The sequence below is a fragment of the Noviherbaspirillum sp. FW303-A3 genome (assembly GCF_058788695.1).
In genome coordinates, this window is the sequence record NZ_JBYTAZ010000001.1 from 1,015,945 (window position 1) to 1,032,625 (window position 16,681).

At 62.6% G+C, this 16,681-nt stretch carries 14 protein-coding genes and 1 tRNA gene; 10 read left to right on the plus strand and 5 right to left on the minus strand.

Features of this window, described 5'->3' with window-relative positions:
* Positions 1-45: 45 nt before the first annotated feature.
* Entirely contained in the window at positions 46-1,233 is a 1,188-nt protein-coding gene (gene senA / locus AC3WOY_RS04975; RefSeq protein WP_492421364.1) for a selenoneine synthase SenA, read from the minus strand.
* A 144-nt stretch (positions 1,234-1,377) separates the two neighbouring features.
* Between senA and AC3WOY_RS04980 the strand changes: the two genes are divergently transcribed.
* Positions 1,378-1,827 (plus strand): GNAT family N-acetyltransferase, encoded by a 450-nt coding sequence (locus tag AC3WOY_RS04980; protein WP_492421366.1) that lies wholly within the window; start codon positions 1,378-1,380, stop codon positions 1,825-1,827.
* Positions 1,828-1,836: 9 nt separating this feature from the next.
* Here AC3WOY_RS04980 and egtB read toward each other — a convergent pair whose 3' ends face one another.
* Together egtB and egtD are read right to left on the minus strand one after the other, a co-directional pair.
* Positions 1,837-3,072 (minus strand): ergothioneine biosynthesis protein EgtB, encoded by a 1,236-nt coding sequence (gene egtB, locus AC3WOY_RS04985; protein ID WP_492421368.1) that lies wholly within the window; start codon positions 3,070-3,072, stop codon positions 1,837-1,839.
* Positions 3,073-3,084: 12 nt separating this feature from the next.
* Complete coding sequence (egtD, locus tag AC3WOY_RS04990; RefSeq protein WP_492421370.1) at positions 3,085-4,071, minus strand: L-histidine N(alpha)-methyltransferase; 987 nt, start codon at positions 4,069-4,071, stop codon at positions 3,085-3,087.
* A gap of 207 nt (positions 4,072-4,278) precedes the next feature.
* Here egtD and AC3WOY_RS04995 point away from each other — a divergent pair, with 207 nt between their 5' ends.
* The 9 genes from AC3WOY_RS04995 (at position 4,279) to AC3WOY_RS05035 (ending at position 15,969) form a co-directional block, all read left to right on the plus strand.
* Positions 4,279-4,926, plus strand: a complete 648-nt coding sequence (locus AC3WOY_RS04995) for an ABC transporter ATP-binding protein (RefSeq protein ID WP_492421372.1) — start codon at positions 4,279-4,281, stop codon at positions 4,924-4,926.
* Entirely contained in the window at positions 4,923-7,466 is a 2,544-nt protein-coding gene (locus AC3WOY_RS05000; RefSeq protein ID WP_492421374.1) for an FtsX-like permease family protein, read from the plus strand. The genes AC3WOY_RS04995 and AC3WOY_RS05000 overlap by 4 nt, the downstream gene beginning before the upstream one ends.
* Positions 7,466-8,539 carry a lipocalin-like domain-containing protein gene (locus AC3WOY_RS05005; protein WP_492421376.1) on the plus strand — a complete coding sequence of 358 codons (1,074 nt, stop codon included), beginning with the start codon at positions 7,466-7,468 and terminating at the stop codon, positions 8,537-8,539. Before AC3WOY_RS05000 ends, AC3WOY_RS05005 begins: the two co-directional genes overlap by 1 nt.
* Positions 8,536-10,314, plus strand: a complete 1,779-nt coding sequence (locus tag AC3WOY_RS05010; RefSeq protein WP_492421378.1) for an ABC transporter transmembrane domain-containing protein — start codon at positions 8,536-8,538, stop codon at positions 10,312-10,314. Before AC3WOY_RS05005 ends, AC3WOY_RS05010 begins: the two co-directional genes overlap by 4 nt.
* Positions 10,315-10,375: 61 nt before the next feature.
* Positions 10,376-11,170: a thymidylate synthase gene (locus AC3WOY_RS05015; RefSeq protein ID WP_492421380.1), complete on the plus strand. Its 795-nt coding sequence runs from the start codon at positions 10,376-10,378 to the stop codon at positions 11,168-11,170.
* Positions 11,170-11,658, plus strand: coding sequence for a dihydrofolate reductase (locus AC3WOY_RS05020; protein ID WP_492421382.1), 489 nt, complete (start codon positions 11,170-11,172; stop codon positions 11,656-11,658). Before AC3WOY_RS05015 ends, AC3WOY_RS05020 begins: the two co-directional genes overlap by 1 nt.
* A complete protein-coding gene (locus AC3WOY_RS05025; protein ID WP_492421384.1) occupies positions 11,659-12,228 on the plus strand; it encodes a DUF4337 domain-containing protein in 570 nt (189 codons plus the stop codon). It begins immediately after the preceding gene.
* A gap of 125 nt (positions 12,229-12,353) precedes the next feature.
* The gene (locus AC3WOY_RS05030; protein WP_492421386.1) at positions 12,354-13,529 is read left to right on the plus strand and encodes an SRPBCC family protein; all 1,176 of its coding nucleotides are present in this window, start codon (positions 12,354-12,356) and stop codon (positions 13,527-13,529) included.
* Positions 13,530-13,719: 190 nt separating this feature from the next.
* Positions 13,720-15,969, plus strand: a complete 2,250-nt coding sequence (locus AC3WOY_RS05035; protein WP_492421388.1) for an Orn/Lys/Arg family decarboxylase — start codon at positions 13,720-13,722, stop codon at positions 15,967-15,969.
* Between the two features lie 119 nt (positions 15,970-16,088).
* Here the strand turns inward: AC3WOY_RS05035 and AC3WOY_RS05040 are convergent.
* Positions 16,089-16,173, minus strand: a tRNA-Leu gene (locus AC3WOY_RS05040).
* A 76-nt stretch (positions 16,174-16,249) separates the two neighbouring features.
* Positions 16,250-16,555, minus strand: coding sequence for a hypothetical protein (locus AC3WOY_RS05045; protein ID WP_492421390.1), 306 nt, complete (start codon positions 16,553-16,555; stop codon positions 16,250-16,252).
* Positions 16,556-16,681: the final 126 nt, after the last annotated feature.

A 16,681-nucleotide genomic window follows, 5' to 3' on the forward strand; every position in this document is an offset into this window, starting at 1 on the left:
GTATCCGCATCAGAAAAACGGCCACTTCGGTGGCCGTTTTTTCGTTTACAACGCGCAGCTCCGGAAACCGATGAACATGTCGTCCCGCTCCGGCAGGCAGAAGTTGCGGAACTTCAGTGAACGCAGGCGCTGGCGCGTGGCAAGCGATGCGCCGCGCACCGTCTGATGGGTCATGAAGGCAGGCGTCGAATATTCGCGGTATGCGTCCGGCGCAAAGCCCGGGTACGGCTCGAATGGGGTGCAGGTCCACTCCCACAGGTCGCCCCAGCGCAACGCCGCATGCCCCGACTGCGCGGCATACTCCCACTCCGCCTCGGTAGGCAGCCGCCGCCCAGCCCACATGCAATAGGCTTGCGCTTCATAGAGGCTGAGGTGGCGTACCGGTTCGTCGGGAGGCAAGGTGACTTGTGCGCCGAAACGCATGCAGCGCCAGCGCCGGCTGTCGCGGATCCAGTCACGCGGCGCGGACCTGTCGTTGGCCATCAGCCACGCGCGCCCCGCATTGCTCCAGAACTGCGGCTTCTGGTAGCCGCCGTCGTCGACGAACTCTCCATACTGCGCGTTGGACACCAGTGTCGAATCCATTTCGAACGCCGGTACATGGCAGGGGTGCGCCCACTTCTCGTTGTCGAACACGAAGCCGCTGTCGGGTTTGCTGCCGAGTTCGATCGTCCCGCCGGGAAAACGGATCTCGCCCTGGGCCCAGGCAGGCAGGTTGCGTTGCGCCAGTTGCTGCGGAGCGGGAATGCTGAACGTCTGCAAACCCTGGGCAAGCGCTTCTCCATGCATGTCCTCATACGCCAGCGCGAGCCGGTAGGGATAGAGCGCCTCCGGCTCGTTCCTGGCCCTGCCGAGCCTGTCCAGCACGCGGTCCAGCACTTCATGGCAATACGTCTTCAGCGCGCCCGTGCTCGGCAATTCGATCAGCCAGCGCGAGGGGTGCGGCACCGTGTTCGGATCGAACCAGTCGTCGCCCCTGGTCAGCAGCGACCCGCGTTTCGCCGCCGACGGTTCGCTGGAGGACGCCTCGCGCAGGATGATCCACTCAGCGAACCAGGCGATATGGCCGAGTTGCCAAAGCGGCGGATTGATGAAGGGCAGGATCGGTACCCTGCCTGCGACATCCAGCCCTTCTGCCGCATAGCATTCGAACAGGTCCAGCGTGTACGCGCGCGCATCCTGCAATGCGCCGGCAATTTCGTTCGGCGTGGCGGTGCGAAAGGAAAAATTCATTGTTGTCTTTGTCGTGTGTCCGATGGACCTGCGATTTTTCATTATCGATGCCATCGATGCAAAAGCCAATGACGCCGGCATTCGTGCTTGGCGCATTTGTGCTAATTTTGAAAGCTGCCCCTGTCTCCACAGCAAAGGATCACCATGAGCATCACCGTCAGGCAGGCCGGATTGTCGGATGCCGACACCATTGCCCCGCTGTTCGACCAGTATCGCCAGTTTTACCGTCAGCCATCGCACCCGGCGCTGGCACACGCGTTCATCACTGAACGCCTCGCCAGGCATGAATCCGTCATCTTTCTTGCACAGAATAAATCAGGCGAGGCTATCGGATTCACGCAGCTTTTTCCCTCGTTCACGTCTGTCGGCGCGGGACGCATCTGGGTGCTCAATGACTTGTATGTTGTACCCGCCGCGCGAGGAAACGGCGTCGGCAGCATCTTGCTGGAGGCGGCGCGCGCCCATGCGGCCGCGACCGGCAGCAAGCGCATCGAATTGTCGACGGCACACGACAATCCCGCACGAAAACTGTACGAGTCGCACGGCTACGTGAAGGACGATGGGTTCATTCACTACGGCCTGTCGCTCGACTGACCTGTTTCCTTACCGGGATTTTGCCAGGCGGATACCGGAGAACTGCCAGCGCGCGGTTGACGGGAAGAAGTTGCGGTAGGTCACGCGCGCATGACCTGCCGGAGTGGCGCAGGATGATCCGCGCAGCACATACTGGTTTGACATGAACTTGCCGTTGTACTCGCCTATCGCTCCGTTTGCCGCGCGATAGCCGGGGTAAGGGGCATAGCTGCTCAGCGTCCATTGCCATACGGCGCCGAAGAGTTCGCACAACCCGCCCGCCTGCTCCCTGGACGACGGCATCGGATGCAATCCGCCGGCGCCAAATGATGACGCGCCCTGTGCCGCGCGCTCCCATTCCGCCTCGGTCGGCAACCGTGCGCCGCTCCAGCGCGCGTAGGCGTCGGCTTCATAGAATGACAGATGAGTGGCCGGCCGGTACGGATCGAGGGAATGCAATCCATGCAGTGTGAATTCCTTGCATCCTCCTGCATCCCGTTGCCAGTACAACGGATGCGCGAGCCGGTTCGCTTGCACCCAGTCCCAGCCTTCCGACAGCCAGAGCGACGGCGTGTTGTATCCGCCGTCTTCCACGAAAGCAAGGTACTCCCGGTTGTTGACCAGCCGCGAAGCCACGGCATAGCCCTCGACAAACGCGCGATGGCGTGGCGTCTCGTTGTCGAAGCAGAAGCTGTCGCCCGCATGGCCGATACCGACCAGCGCCGCCTCCTGTTCCACCCATGCAAGCGGCGCCGCAGAAGGTGCCGGTCTGAACGGTGCAGACGAGTACGCCGGAAACAGCGGATTCATCGACAGCAAATGCTTGACGTCAGTGAGCATCAGCTCCTGATGCTGCTGCTCATGCTGCAACCCGGTTTCCACGAGGGCCAGCAGTTCGGCTGTCAGCGTCTGTTCCGACAGCAAGGCACACATGCGCTCGTCGACATTGTGGCGGTACACTGCAATCTCCCGCAGCGAGGGACGCGTCAGCATGCCCCGCTGCGGACGCGGGTGCTTGTCGCCCACGCCGTTGTAATACGAATTGAACAGAACGCGGAAGGCCGGATGGAAGGGCCTGAACTGCGGCTCATGGCGTTCGAGGATGAAGGTTTCGAAGAACCAGGTGGTATGCGCCATGTGCCACTTGATCGGGCTGGCGTCCGGCATCGACTGCACGCAGCAGTCCTCTTCCGACAGCGGATCGGCCAGCGCCATCGTGTGCTTGCGCACTTCCAGGTAGCGTGCCGCGATCGTATCGACATTCATCTTCCATCTCCATCACAGTGCGCGTGCATGGCACACCATGAACCATTCGCGCTCGTCGGTCCACGTACGCACGGCACCGAAACCGGCGCGTTCCAGCAATTGCAGGAAGTCATGGCGCGTGTACTTGTAGCTGTTCTCGGTATGAATGCGTTCGCCCTGGCGGAAATGGCGCACTCCGTCGCGCCAGCGAACGGTCACGCTTCGCCGCGCCTCGAGATGCATTTCGATGCGTCCCAAGGCTTCATTGAAGAAACCGAGGTGCCGCCAGTCAACCACGTCGAAATCGGCATCGACGAGCACATTCAGGTGACGCAGCATGTTGAGGTTGAACGCAGCGGTCACGCCGATGGCGTCATCGTAGGCTGCGTCCAGCACGGCCTTGTCCTTCAGCAGGTCGACGCCGATCAGCAGGCCGCCATCCAGTCCGCACGCGCCGCGTATCTGGCCAAGGAGATACGCGGCTTCGTCCGGCGAGAAATTGCCGATGGATGAGCCCGGATAAAAAAACAGGCGCTTCTCGCACCGTACATTGGCCGGCAGTTCGAGCGAATGCGAGAAATCCATGCCGATCCCCATCATGCGGATCATGGGGTAGCGCTGGCGAAGCCGCTCGACGGCATCCCGCAGGAAGTCCACGGAAATATCGATCGGCACATACTGCGCCGGTTGCAGCGCATGAAACAATCCTTCCGCCTTGGCGCAATTGCCTGCGCCAAGATCGATGAACGTCGCGCCCCGACCGGTCGAGCGGGCAATATCGGAAAGGTGGCGGCTGAAAATGCCGCCCTCGGTGCGCGTCGGGTAATACTCCGGCAGTTCGCAAATCGCTTCGAACAGTTTCGATCCCAATGCATCGTACAGGTACTTGGCCGCAATCGTTGCCACCGGTGCCTGCAGTCCCCTGTCCAGCTCCAACCGTGTGGCCTCCGGATCCAAACGATACAACTGTATGAAGTGAGGCTGGTCGGAATGGGGAATGGACGCCATGGGTTCGCTCAAGCAAGTTTGCTTAAATGCCAGATTAGGCGGTGTGCAATGAAGGGCAAGGTTTTTCGTTATCATATTTGTCGGGCTCCCGGTGGCATTGAGGCGACACAAGCATGGTTTCGTATTTGCTTATGTCGAAACCGAATGACATTCCTTACCGCAGCCCCGCGCGTTGCTCCCGGAGTAACAATCCTTCTCACCCGCCATCCACATACCAGAATGCTCAAACTGCGGGACGTCACCAAATCGTATGCAAGTGGAAGGCAGGTGCTCGCGGGCCTCGATTACACGCTGGAAGCGGGCGAATACGTGGCCGTCATGGGCGAATCCGGCGTGGGCAAATCGACCCTGCTGAACCTGATCGCCGGCCTGGACACACCGGACTCCGGAGAGATCCTGATCGATGACGTCGCGATGACTGCGCTGGATGACGATGCGGCGACGCGGCTGCGGCGCGAGAAGTTCGGCTTCGTGTTCCAGGCCTTCCATGTCCTGCCGCACCTCACGGTCATGCAGAATGTCGCCCTGCCGTTGATGCTGAACAGATCCAGCCTCGACCGCGCATCCGAGATGCTAGAAGCAGTCGGCCTGCGCGATCGCGGCAATGACTATCCGCGGCAACTTTCGGGCGGCGAAATGCAGCGCGTGGCTATCGCGCGGGCACTGGTGCACCGGCCGAAACTGCTGCTGGCAGATGAACCGACCGGCAACCTCGACCCGGATACCGCGCACGAGGTATTGCTGCTGCTGCGCAAGGAAATCAAGGACAACGGCGCATCCGGCATCATCGTCACGCATTCGCCGGCCGCTGCAGCGACCGCCGACCGGGTCCTGGTGTTGACCCGTGACGGGTTGCAGCCCGCATGAACACGGGCTCAACCGCGCTGCTGCGGCGCTGGCTGACCTTCGGCGAATGGCGAGCGCATCCGGTTCGCGCGCTCGTCGCGGCTGCGGCCATTGCACTTGGCGTCGCGCTCGGGTTTGCCATTCACCTGATCAATGCCGCGGCCTATAACGAATTCTCCGCCGCGGTCAAAAGCCTGTCCGGGCAAGCCGACCTGCAACTGCGCGGCATGCAGCCGACCTTTGACGAGGCCGTCTATGAACGGCTTGCGCAGCGCAAGGAAATCGCTGTTGCCAGTCCGGTCCTCGAAGTGGAGGCAGCAGTGCCCGGACGGCAAGGATCCTTGAAGGTGCTGGGCATCGACGTGTTCCAGGCAGGCGTCATTGCCCCGGATCTCATCGGCATCCCGGCGGACGACCGCGCCTTCGACACGCTCGCCGACGATGCCATCTTCCTTTCGCCCGCCGCAATGGAATGGCTGCAGGCCAAACAAGGCGATACCCTGCAATTGCAGGCCGGTACACGCTCCGTGCGCTTGCGGGTGGCCGGAGGGCTGATGCGTGCCCGGGCCGGACAGCGGCTTGCCGTCATGGACATCGGCGCGGCGCAATGGCGCTTCAACCGGCTTGGCCGCTTGTCGCACATCGAACTGAAACTGGAATCGGGCATCAGCCGCAACGCTTTCAAGTCCGCGCTAGAAAAAGAGCTCCCCGCGGGCCTGCTCATCACCGAGACAGAAGACCAGGAAGCGCGCACCGCGAACATGTCGCGCGCCTACCGTGTCAATCTCAACATGCTGGCGCTGGTGGCACTGTTCACCGGCGCATTCCTGGTGTTTTCGACACAGGCATTGTCCGTACTGCGACGGCGCAGCCAGCTCGCCCTGCTCCGCGTCGCCGGCATGACGCGCCGGGAAGTGCTGACGCATATCCTTGCCGAGGGCGCGGTGCTGGGCGTGACCGGATCCCTCGCAGGTCTTGCCGGCGGCTACGCGATTGCCGGTACCGCCCTGCGCCTGTTCGGCGGAGACCTGGGCGGGGGCTACTTTCCCGGCGTGCAGCCCACCGTGCAATTCTCGCTTCCCGCAGCAGTCACATTTTTCCTGCTTGGAACGGCGGCGGGCCTGCTCGGTTGTGCGAGCCCGGCATGGGAAGCGGCACGGGCACGTCCCGCGCAAGCCCTCAAGTCCGGCAGCGAAGACGTCGCGCTGTCGCGGCTTGCCACGCCCTGGCCTGCGCTCGTCTGCCTTGCTGCCGGCGGCGCGATGTCGCAGTTGCCGCCGGTATTCGAATTGCCGGTGTTCGGCTACCTGTCGATTGCGCTGCTGCTGATCGGCGGAATCGGACTGATGCCGCGGGTAGCGGCAATGGCGTTTTCCTTCCTGTCGCGCACGGTCATCCGGCCTGGTTCGAGCGCCGTTGCGGCGCTTGCGCTCGGCCGCCTCGCCAATGCGCCCAACCAGGCATCGATTGCCCTCGGCGGCGTGCTGTCGAGCTTCGCCCTCATGGTGGCGATGGCGATCATGGTCGCGAGCTTCCGCGTGTCCGTGGACGACTGGCTGTCGCAGGTGCTGTCGGCGGACTTGTATGTGCGCTCGGCGTCAGGCGGCAATACCGGCGCGTTCTCCGCCCCCGAGCAGGAGGCGATCGCGAAGGCGCCCGGGATAGTCCGGGCCAACTTCCTGCGCGTGACGCAACTGGTGCTTAACCCGGCGCGCCCCTCCGTCGCCTTGCTTGCGCGGCCGGTCGATGCCGCGGACCCCGCGCGCACCTTGCCGCTGGTCGGTGAATCGGTACCCGTGTCTAAGATTCCCGCGGATGCCGTGCCGGTCTGGGTATCGGAGGCGATGATCGACCTCTACGGATTCCGCCCCGGCGAGCGCCAGCGCCTCCCGCTGGCGGGACAACTACACGATGTCTATGTCGCCGGCATCTGGCGCGACTATGCGCGCCAGTCAGGGGCCATCCAGATGCGTCTGTCCGATTACAGGCAGCTGACGGGCGACAGGGAGGTCAACGACGCGGCGCTCTGGCTGCGGGAAGGAACAAGCACCGCACAAGTGATCGATGGCCTGCGGCGGCTGCCGTTCGGCGACGCGCTGGAGTTTTCCGAACCGGCGGAAATCCGCGCCATCAGCCTGCGCATCTTCGACCGCAGCTTTGCTGTCACCTACCTGCTGGAGGCGGTGGCGATTGTCATCGGCCTGTTCGGCGTGGCGGCGACGTTTTCCGCGCAGACGCTGGCACGCGCCAAGGAATTCGGCATGCTGCGCCACATCGGCCTCATGCGCCGCCAGATCCTGGCCATGCTGGCGGCGGAAGGCAGCCTGCTCACCCTGCTAGGGATCGTTGTCGGTTTCCTGCTCGGCAGTGCGATCAGCCTCATCCTCGTGTTCGTCGTGAATCCGCAGTCCTTCCACTGGACCATGCAACTGCACATGCCGTGGGGCATGCTGGTGTCGGTCGCCGCGGTGCTGCTTGTCTCCGCCGCGCTGACCGCACTGGCTTCAGGCCGGTATGCCGTATCCGGCGATGCGGTGCGCGCAGTCAGGGAGGATTGGTGATGCTCCTTCGTATCCTCTGCTTGCTGGCCGTATTCACGTTCGGATTGCCGGCTTTCGCAGCGCCACCGCAACTCTCCGCTGTCGTGCCCGGCAAATCCGTGTCGCTGCCGCAGGACTTCGGTGCGCATCCCGATTACCGGACCGAATGGTGGTACGTGACCGGGTGGGTCGAGACGCCGGATGGCAAGCCCCTGGGTTTCCAGATCACGTTCTTCCGATCCGCGACCGATCACGACGCCGACAATCCCAGCCGCTTCGCCCCCCGGCAACTGATCATCGCCCATGCCGCCCTGTCCGATCCCGCCGTGGGGAAACTGCTGCATGAACAGAAAAGCGCGCGTGAAGGATTCGGCCGCGCCTATGCGCGAACGGGCAATACCGACGTCAAGCTCGATGCATGGCGCTTCATGCGTGAAGCGGACGGCCGCTATCGCGCCAGCCTTCCCGGCCGAGATTTCACGCTCGACCTGGTGCTCACGCCGACGCAACCGCCGATGCTGCAGGGCGAGAACGGATTCTCCCGCAAGGGGCCGAAGCAGGAACAGGCCAGCTACTACTACAGCGAACCGCAACTGAAGGTAGAAGGTGCCGTGACGCGATCGGGCAACACGGTCCGCGTCAACGGCACCGCGTGGCTGGACCATGAATGGTCGACCACGGTGCTCGATCCAGAAGCCGCAGGATGGGACTGGATCGGCGCCAACATGGACGACGGCGCGGCCTTGATGGTCTTCCGCATCCGCCTGAAGAATGGCGACACCTTGTGGTCCCACGCGGCGCTGCGGGACAAGTCAGGGCGGATATCGCATTTCGGGCCGGACCAGGTGGAATTCACTCCCACACGCACCTGGCGCTCGCCGCGCACCGGCGCGACCTACCCGGTCGCCGTCAAGGTGCGCACCGGCGCAATGACCTGGGAGCTGGAACCGCTGCAGGACGACCAGGAGCTCGATTCGCGACAGTCCACAGGTTCGGTATATTGGGAGGGGGCCGTCACCATCCGGCGCGACGAACAACGTATCGGGCGCGGCTACCTCGAACTGACCGGCTACGTAAAACCGCTGAAACTATGAATCCTTCAAGAGAACAAAAAGGCAGTATCGCCACGCTCAAGGGCCTCCTGCCCTTCCTGGCGCCGTACCGGAAGCAGTTCATGCTGGCCGGCGTGGCCCTGCTCATCGCCGCCGGTGCCACGCTTGCCATTCCCTATGCATTCGGTCGCATGATCGATGCCGGTTTCGGCAGCGACGGGATGCAGGACAGCGCGCATATCGATGTGTACTTCCTCGCGCTTTTCGGCGTTGCCAGCATACTTGCGCTGGCCACCGCGGCACGCTTCTACATGGTGTCCTGGCTGGGCGAACGCGTTACCGCCGACTTGCGCAGCGCGGTGTACGGCCATGTGGTCATGCAGAGCCCGCAATTCTTCGAAACCACGCAGACCGGCGAAGTGCTGTCGCGCCTCACGACCGACACCACGCTGATCCAGACCCTGGTGGGCACAAGCATCTCGCTTGCCCTGCGCAATACCCTGCTCTTCGTCGGCGGACTGGTGATGCTGTTCGTCACCAGCATCAAGCTGTCCTCGATCATCGTCGTGATGCTGGCGGCTGTGGTTGTTCCGATCATCCTCTTCGGCCGCCGCGTCCGGAAGCTGTCGCGCGACTCGCAGGACCGTGTGGCGGACGCATCGGCGCTCGCCGGCGAAATCCTCAACGCCATGCCGACGGTGCAGGCCTTCACACAGGAGACGAATGAGTCGCGGCGCTTCGGCGAGTCGGTGGAACGCGCATTCCATACCGCCATGCAGCGCATCCGCGCGCGCTCGATGCTGACCGCGCTGGCAATCCTGCTCGTGTTCGGCGCGATCGTGTTCGTGCTGTGGCTCGGCGCACATGCGGTGATCCAAGGCACGATGACGCGCGGCGAACTCGGCCAGTTCATCCTGTACGCGTCGATCGTCGCAGGCGCAACCGGCGCGCTGTCGGAAGTGATGGGCGAGGCGCAACGCGCGGCCGGCGCGGCGGAGCGATTGCTCGAACTGCTCGTCGTGCGTTCGCCGATACAGCCGCCGGCCACGACGATTTCCTTGCCGGCCCGCACCGCGAACGGCGCATCCCTTGCGCTGCGCGAAGTGACGTTCCACTATCCCTCGCGTCCGCAGAACGCATCGCTGTCCGGCGTATCGATCGACATTCGTCCCGGCGAAACCGTGGCCGTCGTCGGTCCGTCAGGCGCGGGCAAGACGACGCTGTTCCAGCTGCTGCTGCGCTTCTACGATCCGCAGCAGGGGCAGATCCTGCTCGACGGCGTGGACATCCGGCGGCTGGACCTGCATGCATTGCGCGGCGCCATCGGCATCGTCCCGCAGGACACCGTGATCTTTTCCGCCGACGCGATGGAGAACATCCGCTACGGCCGCACCGATGCCAGCGACGAGGAAGTGGTGCAGGCCGCCCGCCTGGCTGCGGCCCATGAATTCATCGAGCGCCTGCCCGACGGCTACCGCGCCTTCCTCGGCGAACGCGGCGTCCGCCTGTCCGGCGGACAGCGGCAGCGCATTGCGATTGCTCGCGCGCTGCTGAAGAATCCGCCCCTGCTGCTGCTTGACGAAGCGACAAGCGCGCTGGACGCCGAATCGGAGCGCCTCGTGCAAGCAGCGCTGGAAGCCGCCATGGTCGGCCGGACAACACTGGTCATCGCCCATCGCCTGGCGACGGTACAGCGCGCAGACAGGATCATCGTGCTGGAACATGGTCGCATCGTGGAAAGCGGCACACATGCAATGCTGGTCGCGCAAGGCGGCCTGTATGCTAGCCTCGCCGCGTTGCAATTCGGTCAACAATAATTCGGACAGGCGGGCTGTCGAATTCCATTAAAATACCCGGTTCCACCGAACAAGCAGAACCATGCGCGAATACCTCAACTTCATGCGCCATGTGTACGAACATGGCACCGAAAAAACCGACCGCACCGGCACCGGCACGCGCTCGGTCTTCGGCTACCAGATGCGTTTCAACCTGCAGGAAGGATTTCCGCTGCTGACGACCAAGAAGGTCCATGTGAAATCCATCATCCATGAACTGATCTGGTTCCTGGCCGGTTCGACCAACATCAAGTACCTGAAAGACAACGGCGTCTCGATCTGGGACGAATGGGCCGACCCGGAAGGCAACCTCGGCCCGATCTACGGCTACCAGTGGCGCTCCTGGCCGACGCCGGACGGCAAGCACATCGACCAGATCGCGCAGGTGATGGACCAGATCCGCAACAATCCGGATTCACGCCGCATGATCGTCTCGGCCTGGAACGTCGCCGACATCCCGCAGATGAAGCTGCCGCCCTGCCACGCCTTCTTCCAGTTCTACGTGGCCGACGGCAAGCTGTCTTGCCAGCTCTACCAGCGCAGCGCGGACATCTTCCTCGGCGTGCCGTTCAACATCGCGTCCTACGCGCTGCTCACGCACATGATGGCCCAGCAGGCCGGCCTCGATGTGGGCGATTTCATCTGGACCGGCGGCGATTGCCACCTGTATTCCAACCACATGGAACAGGTGCAGGAGCAGCTCTCGCGCAGCACCTTCCCGCTGCCGAAGCTGGTCATCAAGCGCAAGCCGGATTCCATCTTCGACTACAAGTTCGAAGACTTCGCGATCGAGGGCTACGAGAGCCATCCGCACATCAAGGCACCGGTGGCGGTCTGATGGCGGATCTCACCATCGTCGTTGCCCTCGACGAAAAACACGGCATCGGTATCGACAATAAAATGCCCTGGCATCTGCCGGAGGACCTTGCGCATTTCAAGCGCACGACGACAGGCAGGCCCATCATCATGGGGCGCAAGACCTTCGACTCCATCGGCCGCCCGCTGCCCAACCGCCGCAACATCGTCATCACGCGCAATCCGGAATGGAAGCGTGACGGCGTGGACACGGTGCATTCGCTTGAAGCGGCGCTTGCGCTCGTCGGCGAAACGCCATCCTGCATCATTGGCGGCGGCCAGATCTTCGCCGAGGCGCTTCCCATCACGAACCGCATGGTGGTGACCGAGATCGGCAAAACCTTCGAGTGCGACGCATTCTTTCCTGAAATCGATCCGGGACAATGGAAAGAAACCGCGCGCGAAACCCACCGCTCCGAATCCAACGGATTCGACTACGCATACGTCACTTACGTACGAACAGGAGAGTAAATGGCAGGACACGGTTTTCATGTTCATGGTCCCCATGATCATGAGGTGGAACACGCCGCGCATGGCGGCGACGGTTTTTCCAACAAGATTGCGGTGACCACAGCGATCCTTGCCACGGTCGGCGCCATCTTCGGCTACCAGGCCGGCGCCACGCAAAACAATGCCGCGCTGTACAAGAACAACGCCGCGATCAAGAAGACCGAGGCATCCAACCAGTGGAACTACTACCAGGCCAAGTCCAACAAGCAGAACCTGGCCGAACTGGCCCTGAGCCTGCCCGGTACCGACACCGAGAAGTACAAGTCCGAGGTCGAGCGTTACAAGTCGGAAAAGGCCGAGATCAAGGCCAAAGCCGAAGAGCTGGAAGTCTCGGCAGTCAATTGGGACAAGCAGTCCGATGAGCAAATGCACCAGCACCACCGTTGGGCGCAGGCGATGACCGCGGAGCAAATCGCGATCTCACTGGCCGCCATCACCCTGCTTACGCGCAAGAAGTGGCTTGAATACGCCTCCTACGGCGTTGCCGCTGCGGGCCTCGGCCTCGGCGTCCTTGCCTGGCTGCACCTGTAATTCCTCTCGCCCGGCATTCGCCGGGCAACTCCTCCCCTCTCCGCCTGTCTCATTTATCCGCCTGCGGCCGGTTGACCGGCATTGACCGGCTGCACATTTCCGTCAACGAACAAAAGGAGATCGTCATGGACCAGGAGTCGGCAACATCGCAAGCATGGGGAAAATGGCTGGCTGGCGCCGCAATCGGTGCGGCGGCCATGTATCTGTCCGACCCCGACAGGGGCAGGCGCCGGCGCGCGCTCATCCGTGACAAGGTGGTGCATACGGCGCACCGTTCCCAGGGCGCGATTGGTACCGCATCGCGCGACCTTGCCAACCGCATGCAAGGCATGCGCGCAAAGACCGGCCGCCTGTTCTCGCGACGCGCAAAGACAACCGACGACCAGCTGTTGACCGAGCGGGTGCGCTCGATGGTGGGCCGCGCCGTATCTCATCCTCACGCCATCAAGGTGCATGCCCAGGATGGCTGCATCATCCTGAGCGGTCCGGTATTCACGCATGAAAAAGTGCAACTGCTGGAAGCGGTCCGCACAGTGTCCGGCGTGAAGAGCATCGACGACGCACTGCAGGTGCATGACCGCGCGGAAGGCATACCCTCGCTGCAGGGCGAAGGACGCCCGCGCCTGCTCCATACCTCCATCCTCGAGGCGAACTGGCCGCCTGCATGGCGCGCGGTGGCAACGGTCGGCGGCGGTGCACTTGGCGCCTACGGCATGCGCCAGCGTTCCGCGCTGGGACTTGCCGCTGCCGCTCTCGGAATCGGCTTGCTCGCACGAGGCATGGTGAAGGGACGTCAGGCATCGGCCAGGCACGGATCGCAAACCGTCGAACTGCACAAGACCATCTACATCGAAGCCTCGCCGGAAACCGTCTTCGATGCCTGGTCGAACTACGAAAACTTCCCGCAATTCATGTCCAACGTGCGCGAGGTGCGCGACATCGGCGACGGGCGCTCGCACTGGGTCGTCAGCGGGCCGGCCGGGGCGCAGATCGAATGGGATGCCAAGGTGACGGAGAGCGAACGTCCGCGCACGCTTGCCTGGCGCACGACGCAGGACGCCGAAGTCGGGCACACCGGACGCGTACGCTTCGAACCGGCGAACGGCGGCACGCGCGTATCGGTGCACATGACCTACAGGCCGCCTGCCGGGGCGTTGGGTGATGCGGTCGCCACCCTGTTCAACGGCAATCCTAGGCACCAGCTGGAAGAAGACCTGATGCGCATGAAGACATACATCGAGGGCAGCGCGCCGGCAAGGGGCGTGGATAATGCCGCCGAACAGGCGATTTATCCGAGCTGACCGCTAATCGCGCCGTGGCAGGGAGCATGGCGCCCCATATCAAAACAACAACTTTTCATTATCTTTGCAAAATCGCGGTCAATTCGCGCACACCCCCGCCATATCTGCGAAAATTCGGTTTTTCTTTTTTTCGGCGCGCAAGCTTTCCGCCCAGGCGTCTCCCTAGCATTTCGTCCTCTCTGGAGACCACATGAAATTCCGCTTCCCCATCGTCATCATCGACGAAGACTTCCGCTCCGAAAACACCTCCGGCCTCGGCATCCGCGCCCTGGCCCAAGCGATGGAGGATGAGGGCATGGAAGTCCTGGGTGTGACCAGCTACGGCGACCTGTCGCAGTTCGCGCAGCAGCAATCGCGCGCATCCGCCTTCATCCTGTCGATCGACGATGAAGAATTCGGCGGCGGCACGTCCGAGGAAACCGACGTCGCCCTGAAGTCGCTGCGCGCCTTCGTGGAAGAGATCCGCTACAAGAACGCCGACATCCCGATCTACCTGTACGGCGAAACCCGCACCTCGCGCCACATCCCGAACGACATCCTGCGCGAGCTGCACGGCTTCATCCACATGTTCGAGGACACCCCGGAATTTGTCGCGCGCCACATCATCCGCGAAGCGAAGTCCTACCTCGACAGCCTGGCGCCGCCCTTCTTCCGTGCGCTGGTGCATTACGCGAAGGACGGTTCCTACTCCTGGCACTGCCCCGGCCACTCCGGCGGCGTGGCATTCCTGAAATCACCGATCGGCCAGATGTTCCACCAGTTCTTCGGCGAGAACATGCTGCGCGCCGACGTCTGCAACGCCGTGGAAGAGCTCGGCCAGCTGCTCGACCACACCGGCCCGGTGGCCGCGTCCGAACGCAATGCGGCGCGCATCTTCAATGCGGACCACTGCTACTTCGTCACCAACGGCACCTCGACCTCGAACAAGATGGTCTGGCACTCCACGGTCGGCCCCGGCGACATCGTCGTCGTCGATCGCAACTGCCACAAGTCCATCCTGCACTCGATCATCATGACCGGCGCAATTCCGGTGTTCCTGATGCCGACGCGTAACCACCTCGGCATCATCGGTCCGATCCCGCTCGAAGAGTTCAAGATCGAAAACATCATGAAGAAGATCGAGGCCAACCCGTTCGCGCGCGAAGCTGTGAACAAGAAGCCGCGCATCCTGACCATCACGCAGTCGACTTACGACGGCGTGCTGTACAACGTCGAGACCATCAAGGAAATGCTCGACGGGAAGATCGACACGCTGCACTTCGACGAAGCCTGGCTGCCGCATGCCACCTTCCATGACTTCTACAAGAACATGCACGCGATCGGCAAGGATCGTCCGCGCGCCAAGGAATCGCTGATCTTCTCCACGCAGTCGACGCACAAGCTGCTGGCCGGCCTGTCGCAGGCATCGCAGATCCTGGTGCGCGATTCGCAGACGGTGAAGCTCGACCAGGACATGTTCAACGAAGCCTACCTGATGCACACATCGACCTCGCCGCAGTACGCGATCATCGCTTCCTGCGACATCGCCGCCGCGATGATGGAACCGCCGGGCGGCACCGCGCTGGTCGAGGAAAGCATCCTCGAAGCGCTGGACTTCCGCCGCGCGATGCGCAAGGTCGACCAGGAATGGGGCCAGGACTGGTGGTTCCAGGTCTGGGGGCCGGACAACTTCTCGGACGAAGGCATGGGCTCGCGCGAGGACTGGATGATCCGCGCGGAAGACGACTGGCACGGCTTCGGCAAGCTGGCGCCCGGCTTCAACATGCTCGACCCGATCAAGGCGACCATCGTCACCCCGGGCCTGGCGCTAGACGGCAAGTTCGGCGAGACCGGCATCCCGGCCTCGATCGTGACCAAGTATCTGGCCGAGCACGGCGTCATCGTCGAGAAGTGCGGCCTGTACTCGTTCTTCATCATGTTCACCATCGGCATCACCAAGGGCCGCTGGAACACGCTGCTGACCGCGCTGCAGCAGTTCAAGGACGACTACGACAAGAACCAGCCGATCTGGCGCATCCTGCCGGAGTTCGCCGCTGCCAACCCGCGTTACGAGCGCGTCGGCCTGCGCGAGCTCTGCCACAGCATCCACGACATGTACAAGACCTACGACGTGGCGCGCCTGACGATGGAGATGTACCTGTCCGACATGCAGCCGGCGATGAAGCCGTCCGATGCCTTCGCGAAGATGGCACATCGCGAAATCGAACGCGTGTCGATCGAGGAACTGGAAGGCCGCGTCACCGCGATCCTGCTGACGCCCTACCCGCCGGGCATTCCGCTGCTGATCCCGGGCGAGCGCTTCAACAAGACCATCGTCGACTACCTGAAGTTTGCGCGCGACTTCAATGAGCGCTTCCCGGGTTTCGAGACCGATGTGCACGGCCTCGTGACGCAGGATGTGGATGGCAAGCGCGGCTACTATGTGGACTGCGTGAAGTAACGCGAAGGACGCTTCGCGCCTGCAGGGAAAGCCACCGGTTCGCCGGTGGCTTTTTTGCTGTCAAGCCCCTGCAAGGCTCGAAAAAGAAAAAGGCCAGCCGAAGCGAGCCTTTTGAATTTTGGTGCCCAGAAGAGGACTCGAACCTCCACATCCTAAGACACAACGACCTCAACGTTGCGCGTCTACCAATTCCGCCATCTGGGCATTCCGAAAGGCCGCAATTATAGCGGATATCGGACAGGAATGTCATCCGTACAACGAATATTCCGCAAAGCGAACCTCATCCCCCGACTTGCGCACGAAAGCGACGCTGGCGGCGCACTTCGATTTCGGCAGGCGTGATGGCGCCGATCTTCAGCAGCACATTATTCATGTACTCATTGCGCTGTGCCGGCGTGTGCTGAAGCGCCATCACGTATCCGTCCGTCACGCCTTTCAGGTGCTGCACCTGCCCGCTCAGCTTTTCGCCTTTGGCGAGGCCCTGGCGGTAGCCGTACTGGCGTCCGCCGAAATAGCCCAGCGCATATATCCCGATTGCGCCGATCAATACGACGAAGACGGTCGCCAGGATGTCTGCGTTACTCATGAGAATGTTCTCCATCTGCAATGCGCACATACTATCCCGCGTTGCGCCATGAGTCATTGCCCGTCCTGACAACTCTTTCGCGCAGTGCGCGTTGACTGGATTTACATTTGGCAACATCAATCGCAC

Excerpts from the sequence above, each read along its gene's own strand:
- AC3WOY_RS05035 (WP_492421388.1), top strand. The coding sequence starts at position 13,720 with ATGAAATTCCGCTTCCCCATCGTCATCATCGACGAAGACTTCCGCTCC.
- senA (WP_492421364.1), bottom strand. The coding sequence starts at position 1,233 with ATGAATTTTTCCTTTCGCACCGCCACGCCGAACGAAATTGCCGGCGCA.
- AC3WOY_RS05005 (WP_492421376.1), top strand. The coding sequence starts at position 7,466 with ATGCTCCTTCGTATCCTCTGCTTGCTGGCCGTATTCACGTTCGGATTG.
- AC3WOY_RS05015 (WP_492421380.1), top strand. The coding sequence starts at position 10,376 with ATGCGCGAATACCTCAACTTCATGCGCCATGTGTACGAACATGGCACC.
- AC3WOY_RS04980 (WP_492421366.1), top strand. The coding sequence starts at position 1,378 with ATGAGCATCACCGTCAGGCAGGCCGGATTGTCGGATGCCGACACCATT.
- egtB (WP_492421368.1), bottom strand. The coding sequence starts at position 3,072 with ATGAATGTCGATACGATCGCGGCACGCTACCTGGAAGTGCGCAAGCAC.
- AC3WOY_RS05025 (WP_492421384.1), top strand. The coding sequence starts at position 11,659 with ATGGCAGGACACGGTTTTCATGTTCATGGTCCCCATGATCATGAGGTG.
- AC3WOY_RS05000 (WP_492421374.1), top strand. The coding sequence starts at position 4,923 with ATGAACACGGGCTCAACCGCGCTGCTGCGGCGCTGGCTGACCTTCGGC.
- AC3WOY_RS05010 (WP_492421378.1), top strand. The coding sequence starts at position 8,536 with ATGAATCCTTCAAGAGAACAAAAAGGCAGTATCGCCACGCTCAAGGGC.
- AC3WOY_RS04995 (WP_492421372.1), top strand. The coding sequence starts at position 4,279 with ATGCTCAAACTGCGGGACGTCACCAAATCGTATGCAAGTGGAAGGCAG.
- AC3WOY_RS05020 (WP_492421382.1), top strand. The coding sequence starts at position 11,170 with ATGGCGGATCTCACCATCGTCGTTGCCCTCGACGAAAAACACGGCATC.
- AC3WOY_RS05045 (WP_492421390.1), bottom strand. The coding sequence starts at position 16,555 with ATGAGTAACGCAGACATCCTGGCGACCGTCTTCGTCGTATTGATCGGC.
- AC3WOY_RS05030 (WP_492421386.1), top strand. The coding sequence starts at position 12,354 with ATGGACCAGGAGTCGGCAACATCGCAAGCATGGGGAAAATGGCTGGCT.